Below are 13226 nucleotides of genomic sequence, written 5' to 3' on the forward strand. Positions count from 1 at the left end.
AGTGCATGACGCAAGTCACGGTGAAAGAACTGGCCCAAACGGTCAATACGCCGGTGGAACGTCTGCTACAGCAGATGCGCGAGGCAGGTCTGACGCATAGCAGCGCCGAGCAATTGGTGAGCGATGCGGAGAAGCAGGCGCTGCTGACGCACCTGAAGGGGACTGCGCAGCTCGACGAGCCAAGCAAGATCACCCTGCAGCGCAAGACCCAGACCACACTGAAAGTGGCCGGCAGCAAGACCGTCAGTGTCGAAGTCCGCAAGAAGAAAACCTTCGTCAAGCGCAGCCCTGCCGAGCTTGAAGCCGAGCAGCGCCGCGAGCAGGAAGCCCAGCGTGCCGCTGAAGAGGCTGCCGCCCAGGCGCGCGCCGAGGAAGAAGCCCAGCGTGCTGCTGAAGAAGCTGCACGTCAGCAGGCCGAAGCCGCTGCCCAGGTGGAGCAGACGCAGGCCGTCGCTACCGAAGCCGCAGCCCCGGCTGCGCCGGAAGCACCTGCCGTGGTGGCCGAGCAGCAGCCCGCTGCCGAAGCTGCCACCGAGGCCAAGAAGGCCGATCCGGCTGGCGAGCGCAAGCGCGAAGAACCGCGTCGTCCCGTGCATCCTGCCCCGAGCAGCAAGCGCGAAGAAGACGAGCGTCGTGAGCGCAAGAATGCCCAGCATCGCCCGTCGATCAAGGACAAGGTCGCAGCTCCTCGTACCGTGCGCAGTGGCGACGACGAGGAAGAGGGCTTTGGCCGGCGTGGCGGTCGCGGTGGCAAGTCGCGACTCAAGAAGCGAAACCAACACGGGTTCCAGAGCCCGACAGGACCTGTAGTGCGCGAAGTCAATCTAGGTGAGACCATCACCGTCTCTGAGCTAGCTCAGCAGATGTCGGTGAAGGCCGCCGAAGTCATCAAGTTCATGTTCAAGATGGGGTCTCCCGCCACCATCAACCAGGTGCTCGACCGCGAGACGGCGCAGCTGGTGGCCGAAGAGCTGGGCCACAAGGTCAAGCTGGTCAACGAGAACGCCCTGGAAGACCAGCTGGCCGAATCCCTCAAGTTCGAGGGTGGCAAGGCCCTGCACCGTGCGCCGGTAGTGACCGTCATGGGTCACGTCGACCACGGTAAGACCTCGCTGCTGGACTACATCCGTCGCGCCAAGGTCGCGTCGGGCGAAGCCGGTGGCATCACCCAGCACATCGGTGCCTACCACGTGGAAACCGAGCGTGGCATGGTGACCTTCCTGGATACCCCTGGTCACGCCGCGTTCACCGCGATGCGTGCCCGTGGTGCCAAGGCCACCGACATCGTCATCCTGGTCGTCGCGGCCGATGACGGCGTCATGCCGCAGACCGAGGAAGCCATCCAGCACGCCAAGGCGGCAGGTGTCCCCATCGTCGTGGCGGTCAACAAGATCGACAAGCCCGATGCCGATCCGGATCGCGTCAAGCACGATCTGGCCGGTCGTCAGGTCATCCCGGAAGAGTGGGGCGGCGATACCCAGTTCGTGCACGTCTCGGCCAAGGCCGGTACCGGTGTGGACGAGCTGCTCGAAGCCATCCTGCTGCAGGCCGAAGTCCTGGAGCTGACCGCTACGCCGGAAGCACCCGGTCGCGGTGTGGTCATCGAGTCGCGCCTGGACAAGGGCCGTGGTCCGGTCGCTACCGTGCTGGTACAGAACGGTACCCTGCGGCAGGGCGACATGGCCCTGGTCGGCGTCAACTTCGGTCGCATCCGTGCCATGCTCGACGAGAACGGCAAGCCGATCAAGGAAGCCGGCCCGTCCATTCCGGTCGAGATCCTTGGTCTGGACGGTACCCCGGATGCCGGTGACGAACTCACCGTGCTGACCGACGAGAAGAAGGCCCGGGAAGTGGCGCTGTTCCGTCAGGGCAAGTTCCGCGAGGTCAAGCTGGCTCGCGCGCATGCCGGCAAGCTCGAGAACATCTTCGAGAACATGGGCCAGGACGAGAAGAAGACCCTCAACATCGTGCTCAAGTCCGATGTGCGTGGCTCCCTCGAGGCGCTGCAGGGTTCGCTGTCCGGTCTGGGCAACGACGAAGTCCAGGTACGTGTGGTCGGCGGTGGCGTCGGTGGTATCACCGAAAGCGATGCCAACCTGGCGCTGGCCTCCAATGCCGTGCTGTTCGGCTTCAACGTCCGGGCCGATGCCGGGGCGCGGAAGATCGTCGAGCAGGAAGGCCTCGACATGCGTTACTACAACGTCATCTACGACATCATCGAAGATGTGAAGAAGGCGCTGACCGGCATGCTGGGCAGTGACGTCCGGGAGAACATCCTGGGTATCGCCGAGGTGCGTGACGTCTTCCGTTCGCCCAAGTTCGGCGCCGTCGCCGGCTGCATGGTCACCGAAGGCATGGTGCACCGCAACCGTCCGATCCGCGTCCTGCGCGAAGACGTGGTCATCTTCGAAGGCGAGCTGGAATCCCTGCGTCGCTTCAAGGATGACGTGGCCGAAGTGCGTGCCGGCATGGAATGCGGTATCGGCGTGAAGAGCTACAACGACGTCCGCGTCGGCGACAAGATCGAAGTGTTCGAGAAGGTTCAGGTCGCCCGTTCGCTGTAACGGCGAGACTGCACCAGGACGGCAGGTCGCGGACCTGGCAGAACCCTGCCAGGTCCGGACTTGCCGTTCGCGTTTCCAAGGTTCATGGCTGGCAGGCCTGACGTCTGCGGCCTTTTGTACGAGAGTTTCGACATGGCCAAAGAATTCAGCCGTACCCAGCGTATCGGTGATCAGATACAGCGCGAACTGGCGCTGTTGATCCATCGCGAAATCAAAGATCCACGGCTGGGTATGGTGACCATCACCGGCGTGGACGTGGCACGCGACCTGTCCCATGCCAAGGTGCACATCACCGTGCTGGGCAAGGACGATGACCCCGAGGCGATCAAGCAGAATATCGCCATCCTCAAGGATGCCTCCGGCTTCCTGCGGCAGCAGTTGGGTCGGGCGATGAAGTTGCGGACCGTTCCGCAACTGGGTTTCCAGTATGACGAGAGCATCCGTCGCGGCGCCCAGCTGTCGGCGCTGATCGAGCGGGCGGTCGCCGAAGATCGTCGGCAGGACGGGGAGGAGTAGGGTGGCCCAGGTCAAGCGTATTCGCCGGCAGGTGCATGGCGTGCTGGTGCTGGACAAGCCGCGCGGCTTTTCCTCCAATGCCGCCCTGCAAAAGGTCCGCTGGCTGCTCAACGCCGAGAAGGCGGGCCATACCGGCAGTCTGGATCCCCTGGCTACCGGTGTGCTGCCGCTGTGCTTCGGCGAAGCGACCAAGTTTTCCCAGTACCTGCTGGACGCCGACAAGGGTTACAGCACCGTGGCGCAGCTGGGCGTCACCACCACCACCGGCGACGCCGAGGGTGAGGTGTTGGAGCGACGGACGGTCGATGTCGACGAAGCAGCCATCCAGGCGGCGCTGCCGGCCTTTCGCGGCCAGATAGAGCAGATTCCGCCGATGTACTCGGCGCTCAAGCGCGACGGTCAGCCGCTCTACAAGTTGGCGCGTGCCGGGGAAGTAGTGGAGCGCGAGGCGCGTTCTGTTACTATTGCCCGTCTGGAACTCCTGGCGTTGCAGGAAGATCGCGCGACGCTGGAAGTGGCCTGCAGCAAGGGGACCTATGTGCGCACCCTGGTCGAAGACCTCGGCGCCCGTCTCGGTTGCGGGGCCCATGTGGCTGAGTTGCGACGTACCCAGGCTGGTCCCTTTGGCCTCGTGCAGGCCATCAGCCTGGACGAGCTGGAGGCGGCCCATGCCGAAGGCGGTGCCGAAGCGCTGGATCGCTTCCTGCTGCCGGTCGACAGCGGCCTCGAACATTGGCCGCTGGTGCAGTTGACTCAGCACAGCGCCTATTATTGGTTGCACGGTCAGCCCGTTCGGGCAGCCAATGCACCGAAATTCGGTTTGATGCGGGTGCAGGACGACCAGGGTCGTTTCATCGGCATCGGCGAGATAGATGACGAGGGGCAGGTTGCTCCTCGTAGACTGATTCGGTCCTAGACCGATACCGAGGGTGGCTGTCAGCAGGCACGGTCACACCTCTTTCCTTAAGCACGGGATCCATCCCGGCCTGTTCCTCAGAGGAGCCCTATCATGGCACTGAGCGTTGAAGATAAAGCCCAGATCGTAAACGAGTTCAAGCAAAGCGAAGGCGATACCGGTTCGCCGGAAGTGCAGGTTGCCCTGCTGTCCGCCAATATCGACAAGCTGCAAGGTCACTTCAAGGCCAACGGCAAAGACCACCACAGCCGTCGTGGTCTGATCCGCATGGTCAACCAGCGTCGTAAGCTGCTGGACTACCTGAAGTCCAAGGATACCTCTCGTTACAGCGCACTGATCGCTCGCCTGGGCCTGCGTCGTTAATACGATGCGGACCTGCTGCAAGCAGTCTGAAGCTGGAGGTCGGCTCGCGCCGGCCTCCGGCTTTTTTGCTTGAGAGGCCGACAGAATCGGCTTGCGTCACCCGGAGATCAGCGAGGGTCCGAATCCCTCTGGTCGCCTCGATTTCCCCCAAGGCAATAAAGAGAAGGAAAGACTGTGAATCCAGTAATCAAGCAATTCAAGTTCGGTGAGCAGACCTTCACCCTGGAAACCGGCCGCATCGCGCGCCAGGCGACCGGTGCGGTGCTGGTCTCCACCGATGACGTCAGCGTACTGGTCACCGTGGTCGGTGCCAAGCAGCCCGCCGTTGGCAAGGACTTCTTCCCGCTGTCCGTGCACTACCAGGAAAAGACCTACGCCGCTGGCCGCATCCCCGGTGGTTACTTCAAGCGTGAAGGCCGTCCTTCCGAGAAGGAAACCCTGACCTCGCGCCTGATCGATCGCCCGATCCGTCCGCTGTTCCCCGAAGGCTTCCTGAACGAAGTCCAGGTTGTCTGCACCGTGGTCAGCACCAACAAGAAGTCCGATCCGGACATCGCCGCCATGATCGGCACCTCCGCCGCCCTGGCCATTTCCGGTATTCCCTTCGCCGGCCCCATCGCCGCTGCCCGCGTGGGCTACCACACCGAGCTGGGCTACCTGCTGAACCCCAGCTACGAGCAGCTGCAGAGCTCCAGCCTGGACATGGTCGTGGCCGGTACCCGTGACGCCGTGCTGATGGTCGAATCCGAAGCCGACGAGCTGACCGAAGACCAGATGCTGGGCGGCGTGCTGTTCGCCCACGAAGAATTCCAGGTGGCCATCGAGGCCATCAGCCAGTTCGCTGCCGAAGCCGGCAAGCCGACCTGGAACTGGCAGGCGCCTGCCGAGAACACCGCCCTGATCGAAGCCGTCAAGGCCGAGGTCGGCGAGGCCGTGTCCCGTGCCTACACCATCACCATCAAGCAGGATCGCTATGCGGCCCTGGGTGCCCTGCGCGACCAGGCCATCGCCAAGCTGGCCGGTGAGAACGGTCAGTACAGCGAAGCCGAGGTCAAGGAGACCTTCGGTCTGCTGGAATACCGCACCGTGCGCCAGAACATCGTCGACGGCAAGCCGCGTATCGACGGTCGCGACACCCGCACCGTACGCCCGCTGCAGATCGAAGTCGGTCCGCTGAAGAAGACCCATGGTTCGGCCCTGTTCACCCGTGGCGAAACCCAGGCGCTGGTCACCGCGACCCTGGGCACCGCCCGTGACTCGCAGCTGCTGGACACCCTGGAAGGCGAGCGCCGCGACAGCTTCATGCTGCACTACAACTTCCCGCCCTTCTCGGTCGGCGAGTGCGGTCGCATGGGTAGCCCAGGCCGTCGCGAGATCGGTCACGGCCGTCTGGCCCGTCGTGGCATCCAGGCCATGCTGCCGACCCAGGAAGCCTTCCCCTACAGCATCCGCGTGGTCTCCGAGATCACCGAGTCCAACGGCTCCAGCTCCATGGCGTCGGTGTGCGGTGCCTCCCTGGCGCTGATGGACGCCGGTGTGCCGGTCAAGGCGCCGGTTGCCGGTATCGCCATGGGTCTGGTCAAGGAAGGCGAGAAGTTCGCCGTTCTGACCGACATCCTGGGTGACGAAGATCACCTGGGCGACATGGACTTCAAGGTGGCCGGTACCGCCAAGGGCGTCACCGCCCTGCAGATGGACATCAAGATCAACGGCATCACCGAAGAGATCATGGAAATCGCTCTGGAGCAGGCGCTGGAAGCGCGTCTGAATATCCTGGGTCAGATGAACCAGGTGATCTCCGAGTCGCGTGCCGAGCTGTCCGAAAATGCTCCGACCATGCTGGCGATGAAGATCGACCAGGACAAGATCCGCGACGTGATCGGCAAGGGTGGCGCCACCATCCGTGGTATCTGCGAAGAGACCAAGGCGTCGATCGACATCGAAGACGACGGCACCATCAAGATCTACGGCGAGACCCGCGAAGCCGCTGAAGCTGCCAAGCAGCGTGTCCTGGGCATCACCGCCGAGGCCGAGATCGGCAAGATCTACGTCGGCAAGGTGGAGCGCATCGTCGACTTCGGCGCCTTCGTCAGCATCCTGCCGGGCAAGGACGGTCTGGTGCACATCTCGCAGCTGAGCGATCAGCGTATCGAGAAGGTCACCGACGTGCTGAAAGAAGGTCAGGAAGTGAAGGTGCTGGTGCTGGACGTGGACAACCGCGGTCGCATCAAGCTGTCGATCAAGGACGTGGCGGCGGCGGAAGCCTCCGGCGTCTAAGACGACCCTGAGTAAAAAACCCGGCCTCGGCCGGGTTTTTTTATGGTTGGTGAACACAGGTGGTAGATTGGGTTGAGCGCAGTGAAGCCCAACATGACAACGCAGGCCAGCCTCCACTGCTTGAAAGCGGCGTGGAGCCAGGGACTGTTGGGCTTCGCTGTGCTCAGCCGCAACCTACGGGCACTACGCCTTCTCGCGAATCCATTCGATGAAGCTGCGCACCTTGGGCACCTCGGCCATCTGTTCCGGATAGGCCAGCCAGTAGGCGTGGGGGCTGGCGAGGCGGTGGGGCCAGGCGAGCACCAGGCGGCCGGAAGCCAGTTCTTCGGCGACCAGGAATTCCGGCAGCAGGGCCACCCCGCAACCTTCCTGGGCGGCGCGGGCGCAGAGGGTAAAGGTGTCGAAGCGCGGACCGTGATGGCTGTGCACTTCCTCCCGACCCTGGCTGGCGTACCAGTCGTGCCAGGATTCCGGGCGGGTGGTGTTCTGCAGCAGGACGAAGTCCACCAGTTGCTCGGGTCCGGCGATGCCTTCGGCGGGCAGCAGATCCGGCGCGCAGACCGCGACCATGTGCTCGTGCAGCAGCAGTTCGCATTCGGCACCCGGCCAACTGCCGTGACCATAGAACAGCGCCACGTCGTGGCGGGGGTCGCGGAAGTCCACCGGTTCCAGGGCGCTGGAGACATCCAGGTGAATATTGGGAAAGCGCAGCCGCCAGCCCTTCAGCCGCGGGACCAACCAGCGCTCGCCAAAGGTCGGTGGGGTGGCCACGCGCAGCACCTCGGTCTCGCCGCCATAGGATCTCAGGTAGCGCGCCGACATCTCCAACTGGTTGAGGATCTTGTCCACCTCGGCCAGGTAGAGGGCACCGGCCGGGGTGAGTTGCAGGCGGCGCCGGACCCGGCGAAACAGGCTGTGCTGCAGGAGATCTTCCAGCTGGGCGACCTGTTTGCTGACGGCACTCTGGGTCAGCGCCAGTTCGTCGGCCGCGCGGGTAAAGCTCAGATGACGGGCCACCGCCTCGAAGCACTGCATGGCGGTGATGGACGGCAGGTGGCGACGTTGCATGAGCGGACTCGCGGCATGAAAAAAGGGAATGATATGCCGAGCAAAGGTCGGTTGTCCGGCGCCGCTGGCCTGACCATACTCAGGGACGATTTCCTTTCTGCGGAGACCTCAGCATGAGCAAGGCCCTGTTGGAACGCCTCGGCGTTTCTGCCCAGCACTACACCCAAGGCGAGCATCGGGTGCATTCCCCCATCGACGGTAGCCAACTGGGCAGCGTCGCCCTGGAAAGCGCCGCCGAGGTGGAGCAGAAGATCTCCCGCGCCGACCGTGCCTTCCAGGCTTGGCGCGCGGTGCCGGCGCCGCGCCGTGGCGAACTGGTGCGGCTGCTCGGCGAAGAGCTGCGCGCGCACAAGGCCGATCTCGGCGAACTGGTGTCCTGGGAAGCCGGCAAGATCACCCAGGAAGGCCTGGGCGAAGTCCAGGAGATGATCGACATCTGCGACTTCGCCGTTGGCCTGTCGCGCCAGCTCTATGGTCTGACCATCGCCTCCGAGCGTCCGGGTCACCACATGCGCGAAAGCTGGCAGCCGCTAGGTGTAGTCGGCATCATCAGTGCCTTCAACTTCCCGGTGGCGGTCTGGTCCTGGAACGCCGCCCTAGCCCTGGTCTGCGGCAATCCGGTGATCTGGAAGCCTTCGGAAAAGACCCCGTTGACCGCGCTGGCCTGCCAGGCGCTGTTCGAGAAGGCCCTGGCGCGCTTCGGCGATGCCCCCGCCGATCTCAGCCAGGTCATCGTCGGTGACCGCGCCGCCGGTGAGGCCCTGGTGGACGATCCGCGGGTGGCGCTGGTGAGCGCCACGGGTAGCACCCGCATGGGTCGCGAGGTAGGACCGCGGGTTGCGGCGCGCTTCGGCCGCAGCATCCTCGAACTGGGCGGCAACAATGCCATGATCCTCGCGCCGAGTGCCGATCTGGACATGGCCGTACGTGCCATCCTGTTCAGCGCCGTGGGCACTGCCGGCCAGCGCTGCACCACCCTGCGCCGCCTGATTGCCCATCGTTCGGTCAAGGACGAGATCGTCGCCCGGTTGAAGACCGCCTATGCCAAAGTCCGCATCGGCCATCCGCTGGAAGGCAACCTCATCGGTCCGCTGATCGATGCGGCCAGCTTCCAGGCCATGCAGGGTGCGCTGGAACAGGCGCGTGGCGAGGGCGGGGTGGTCTACGGCGGTGAGCGTCAGCTGGCTGAGCAGTATCCCGAGGCCTACTACGTGGCCCCGGCCATCGTCGAGATGCCCGAGCAGAGCGAGGCGGTACGCCACGAGACCTTCGCCCCCATTCTCTATGTGCTGACCTACGACGATTTCGACGAGGCGGTAGCGCTGAACAACGCCGTGCCCCAGGGCCTGTCGTCCTGCATCTTCACCACCGACGTGCGTGAGGCCGAGGCCTTCATGTCGGCGACTGGCAGCGACTGCGGCATCGCCAACGTCAATATCGGGCCTAGCGGTGCCGAGATCGGTGGCGCCTTCGGTGGCGAGAAGGAAACCGGTGGCGGTCGCGAATCGGGCTCCGACGCCTGGAAGGCCTACATGCGCCGCCAGACCAACACCGTCAACTACTCCCGCGAACTGCCGCTGGCCCAGGGCATCGTGTTCGACTGAGTGGATCCGCCAGGAGCGCCGAGAATGCAGTTGCGTGAGGAGTGCCTGTGGGAGCGGCTGTATCCGGCGATGCCCGGAGCGCCGCTGCAAGGCGAGCGTGACACCGAGGTCTGCGTCATCGGCGGTGGCTACACCGGCCTGTCCACCGGGCTGCACCTGGCGCAGGCCGGGCGACGGGTGGTGGTACTGGAGGCCCATGGCGTCGGCCATGGCGGCTCCGGGCGCAATGTCGGGCTGGTCAATGCCGGCATGTGGATCCCGCCGGACGAGGCGGTGGCGACCCTGGGACAGGAGGTTGGGGAGCGCTTGCTGGGGGTGATGGGCGATGCGCCGAGTCAGGTGTTCGGTCTCATCGAGCGCTATGGCATCGACTGCCAGCCACGCCGCGCCGGCACCCTGCACATGGCGCACAGCGCCAAGGGCCTGGCCGATCTGGGTCAACGTGCCGAGCAATGGCAACGGCGCGGTGCGCGGGTCGAGTTACTGGAAGGCGAGGCCTTCTACAGCGCTTGCGGCACGCGCGATATCAGCGGGGCCCTGCTCGATCACCGCGCCGGTACCCTGGTGCCCATGGGCTACGCCCTGGGACTGGCCAGGGCGCTGCGCCAGGAGGGCGGCGAACTGTTCGAGCAGAGCGCGGTGCAGCGCCTGCAGCGCGTGGGTGATCGCTGGCAGGTGGAAACCTCCCAGGGGCGGGTTACCGCCGACCAGGTGGTGATCGCTTCCAACGCCTACACCGAAGGCGAATGGACCCGTCTGCGCAAGCAGTTCTTTCCTGGCTACTACTATCAGGTGGCGTCCCAGCCTCTCGGGGCGGAAGCGGACTTCATCCTGCCTCAGGGGCGTGGCTCCTGGGATACCCGGACGGTGCTCAGCAGCATCCGGCGCGATGCCGATGGCCGCCTGCTCCTGGGTAGCCTCGGCAACATGGCGGGACGCCCGGCCGGTTTCATCCGCGCCTGGGCCGACCGCATCCAGCGGCACTATTTCCCCTCGCTTGGCCGGGTGGAATGGGAGTGCACCTGGACGGGCCAGATCGGCTTCACCCCCGATCACCTGATGCGGCTGTTCGAGCCGGCACCGGGGTTGCTCGCGGTGACCGGCTACAACGGTCGCGGAGTCACCACGGGCACGGTGGTGGGGCAGGCCTTTGCCCGCTATCTGTGCAGTGGCGATCGGCAGGACCTGCCCATGCCGCTGGCTTCGCTGGATTCCAACCCGGTAGGACAGTGGCGCAGCCTGATGTACGAGGCTGGCTTTACCCTCTATCACGCGGGGCAGTGTCTGCGCGTGGTGCTCTAAAGACCTTGCAGCCCGCCCGGCAACCGCTCTGGTCGGGCCACTCAAGCGGCCGATTTGCGCATCCCAACCTGTGCAAGTCGGCCGTTTTCTTTTGCTGTTTCGTTGATCTGGCCAATAGCCGGAACCGATTGATCCGCCTCGTTACGTCCGATACAGACCATGGTTACTTTGGTGGCGCAGGATGGGGGCGATGTTACGTTTTGGTGCGAAACAGGTGCAACCGGGTTGCTATCTGGTAACAAACCTCTGCCTTTTACCCGTTCTACTGCTACCGCTGCAGGTCTTTATCCCGGCTAATATCCTGACTAAGACGAAAGTCTAAAACGGCGACGGGTCCACTGGTTGCGGCCCTCGCCATGGCAGGCCAGGACATTTCGCTCCCTGTCGTACCGGCAAATGGCCTTTGCGCCAGGGACACAGCTGAGTGATGGCATAGGCTTTGCTCTGGCGAGAGAGCCAACCACCCTCTGGAGCAAACCTCCCATGTCGAAGATTTACAGAAAAGGCATTCTGGCTCTCGCTATCGGTTCTGCGTTCACTCTCTCCTCCCTGGCGCATGCCGACATCGTGATCGGTGTCGCGGGTCCCTATACCGGGGCCAGTGCCGCCTACGGCGAGCAGTTCTGGAAGGGCGCTACCCAGGCGGCGGAGGACATCAATGCCGCCGGTGGCATCAATGGCGAGAAAATCAAGCTGGTGCAGGGCGACGACGCCTGCGAGCCCAAGCAGGCCGTGGCCGTGGCCAACCGCCTGGTGGACTCCGAGAAGGTCAAGGCCGTGATCGGCCACTTCTGCTCCTCCAACACCATGCCTGCCTCGGAGATCTACGACGAAGCCGGCATCATTTCCATCACCCCCGCGTCCACCAACCCCAAGATCACCGAGCGCGGCCTGACGGGCGTGTTCCGCATGTGCGGGCGTGACGACCAGCAGGGCATCGTGGCCGGCGACTACATCGTCGATACCCTCAAAGCCAAGAAGGTCGCCATCATCCACGACAAGGACACCTACGGTCAGGGCCTGGCCGACGCGACCAAGGCGCAGCTCAACAAGCGCGGCGTGAAAGAGGTGCTCTACGAGGGTCTGACTCGCGGCGAGAAGGACTTCAACTCCCTGGTCACCAAGATCCGCGCCTCGGGCGCCGACGTGGTCTACTTCGGCGGTCTGCACCCCGAGGCCGGTCCGCTGGTCCGCCAGATGCGCGAGCAGGGTGTGACCGCCAAGTTCGTTTCCGGCGACGGCATCGTTTCCCTGGATCTGGTCACCACCGCCGGTGGTCCCCAGTACACCAAGGGCGTGCTGATGACCTTCGGTGCCGATCCGCTGAAGAATCCGGCTGGCAAGACCGTAGTGGAAACGCTGCGCAAGTCCGGTTACGAGCCCGAGGGCTACACCCTCTACTCCTACGCCTCGCTGCAGGCGGTGGCCGCTGCCTTCAACGGTATCAAGGGCACCGATGGCACCAAGGCCGCCGAGTGGCTGAAGGCCCACAGCGTCAACACCGTGCTGGGTGAGAAGAGCTGGGACAGCAAGGGTGACCTCAAGGTCTCCGACTACGTGATGTACGAATGGGACGACAAGGGCAAGTACAACCAACTGCCCTGATCCTCGCGTGAACCCGCCGGCCGCCCTCTCGTCTCCGCCCCAGGACGAGGCGGTGGCTGGCGGCCCTCGTCATCCATCCAGCGCGAGACTGCAAACGTGGACGGTATCTTCCTGCAACAACTGGTCAACGGCCTGACCCTGGGCTCGGTCTACGGACTCATCGCCATCGGCTACACCATGGTCTATGGCATCATCGGCATGATCAACTTCGCCCACGGCGACGTGTACATGGTGTCGGCCTATCTCGCCGCCATCGGCATCGCCCTGCTGAGCGTGTTCGGCCTGCATTCCTTCCCCGTGCTGATCCTTGGCACCCTGATCTTCACCGTGGTGGTCACCTCCGTGTACGGCTGGGCCATCGAGCGCATCGCCTACAAGCCGCTGCGCAACTCCACACGGCTGGCGCCGCTGATCTCGGCCATCGGCATGTCGCTGATCCTGCAGAACTACGTGCAGCTCGCCCAGGGCGCACGCCAGCAGGGCGTACCGACGCTGCTCGACGGCGCCCTGCGCCTGCATATCGGTGATGGCTTCGTGATCATCACCTACACCAAAATCTTCATCATCGTGGCCTCCATCATCGGCATGGGCCTGCTCACCTACGTGATCCAGAAGACCACCCTGGGCCGCATGTGCCGGGCCACCCAGCAGGATCGCAAGATGGCGCAGATCCTCGGCATCAACACCGACCGGGTGATCTCCTACGTCTTCATCATCGGCGCGGCCATGGCGGCACTGGCCGGGGTACTCATCACCCTCAACTACGGCACCTTCGACTTCTATGCCGGCTTCATCATCGGCATCAAGGCCTTTACCGCGGCGGTGCTCGGCGGCATCGGCTCACTGCCCGGTGCCATGCTCGGCGGTATCATCCTCGGCATCTCCGAAGCCCAGTTCGCCAGCCTGGTGAACTCGGACTACAAGGACGTCTTCAGCTTCTCGCTGCTGGTGGCGATCCTGATCTTTAGGCCCCAGGGGCTGCTCGGCAAACCCCAGGTCACGAAGGTGTGA

At 64.2% G+C, this 13226-nt stretch carries 10 protein-coding genes; 9 read left to right on the forward strand and 1 reads right to left on the reverse strand.

Annotation, left to right across the window (positions count from 1 at the left end; translation table 11 throughout):
* The first annotated feature begins 5 nt into the window (after positions 1–5).
* The 5 genes from infB to pnp all read left to right on the forward strand — a co-directional run bounded on the left by infB (position 6) and on the right by pnp (position 6636).
* A complete protein-coding gene (gene infB / locus ACUCV0_RS22765; protein ID WP_482213803.1) occupies positions 6–2564 on the forward strand; it encodes a translation initiation factor IF-2 in 2559 nt (852 codons plus the stop codon).
* A gap of 132 nt (positions 2565–2696) precedes the next feature.
* Positions 2697–3080 carry a 30S ribosome-binding factor RbfA gene (gene rbfA, locus ACUCV0_RS22770; RefSeq protein ID WP_133863047.1) on the forward strand — a complete coding sequence of 128 codons (384 nt, stop codon included), beginning with the start codon at positions 2697–2699 and terminating at the stop codon, positions 3078–3080.
* A gap of 1 nt (position 3081) precedes the next feature.
* On the forward strand, positions 3082–3996 hold the full coding sequence (truB, locus tag ACUCV0_RS22775; protein ID WP_059313373.1) for a tRNA pseudouridine(55) synthase TruB: 915 nt from the start codon (positions 3082–3084) through the stop codon (positions 3994–3996).
* 93 nt (positions 3997–4089) lie between these two features.
* Complete coding sequence (gene rpsO, locus ACUCV0_RS22780; protein WP_007162645.1) at positions 4090–4359, forward strand: 30S ribosomal protein S15; 270 nt, start codon at positions 4090–4092, stop codon at positions 4357–4359.
* Positions 4360–4533: 174 nt separating this feature from the next.
* Positions 4534–6636, forward strand: a complete 2103-nt coding sequence (gene pnp, locus ACUCV0_RS22785) for a polyribonucleotide nucleotidyltransferase (RefSeq protein WP_059313374.1) — start codon at positions 4534–4536, stop codon at positions 6634–6636.
* Positions 6637–6819: 183 nt separating this feature from the next.
* On the opposite strand, the gene ACUCV0_RS22790 is transcribed toward pnp, so the two are convergent.
* Positions 6820–7704, reverse strand: coding sequence for a LysR substrate-binding domain-containing protein (locus ACUCV0_RS22790; RefSeq protein ID WP_059313375.1), 885 nt, complete (start codon positions 7702–7704; stop codon positions 6820–6822).
* Between the two features lie 113 nt (positions 7705–7817).
* On the opposite strand from ACUCV0_RS22790, the gene amaB reads away from it, so the two are divergent.
* From amaB to ACUCV0_RS22810, 4 genes are all read left to right on the forward strand, one after another.
* Complete coding sequence (gene amaB, locus ACUCV0_RS22795; RefSeq protein WP_059313376.1) at positions 7818–9308, forward strand: L-piperidine-6-carboxylate dehydrogenase; 1491 nt, start codon at positions 7818–7820, stop codon at positions 9306–9308.
* Between the two features lie 24 nt (positions 9309–9332).
* On the forward strand, positions 9333–10610 hold the full coding sequence (amaA, locus tag ACUCV0_RS22800; protein WP_482213804.1) for an L-pipecolate oxidase: 1278 nt from the start codon (positions 9333–9335) through the stop codon (positions 10608–10610).
* Positions 10611–11093: 483 nt separating this feature from the next.
* A complete protein-coding gene (locus tag ACUCV0_RS22805) occupies positions 11094–12215 on the forward strand; it encodes a branched-chain amino acid ABC transporter substrate-binding protein (protein WP_059313378.1) in 1122 nt (373 codons plus the stop codon).
* 96 nt (positions 12216–12311) lie between these two features.
* Entirely contained in the window at positions 12312–13226 is a 915-nt protein-coding gene (locus ACUCV0_RS22810; RefSeq protein WP_059313379.1) for an ABC transporter permease subunit, read from the forward strand.

Source organism: Pseudomonas sp. VMV1, from assembly GCF_056790235.1.

Excerpts from the sequence above, each read along its gene's own strand:
- infB (WP_482213803.1), top strand. The coding sequence starts at position 6 with ATGACGCAAGTCACGGTGAAAGAACTGGCCCAAACGGTCAATACGCCG.
- rbfA (WP_133863047.1), top strand. The coding sequence starts at position 2,697 with ATGGCCAAAGAATTCAGCCGTACCCAGCGTATCGGTGATCAGATACAG.
- rpsO (WP_007162645.1), top strand. The coding sequence starts at position 4,090 with ATGGCACTGAGCGTTGAAGATAAAGCCCAGATCGTAAACGAGTTCAAG.
- ACUCV0_RS22790 (WP_059313375.1), bottom strand. The coding sequence starts at position 7,704 with ATGCAACGTCGCCACCTGCCGTCCATCACCGCCATGCAGTGCTTCGAG.
- amaB (WP_059313376.1), top strand. The coding sequence starts at position 7,818 with ATGAGCAAGGCCCTGTTGGAACGCCTCGGCGTTTCTGCCCAGCACTAC.
- amaA (WP_482213804.1), top strand. The coding sequence starts at position 9,333 with ATGCAGTTGCGTGAGGAGTGCCTGTGGGAGCGGCTGTATCCGGCGATG.
- ACUCV0_RS22805 (WP_059313378.1), top strand. The coding sequence starts at position 11,094 with ATGTCGAAGATTTACAGAAAAGGCATTCTGGCTCTCGCTATCGGTTCT.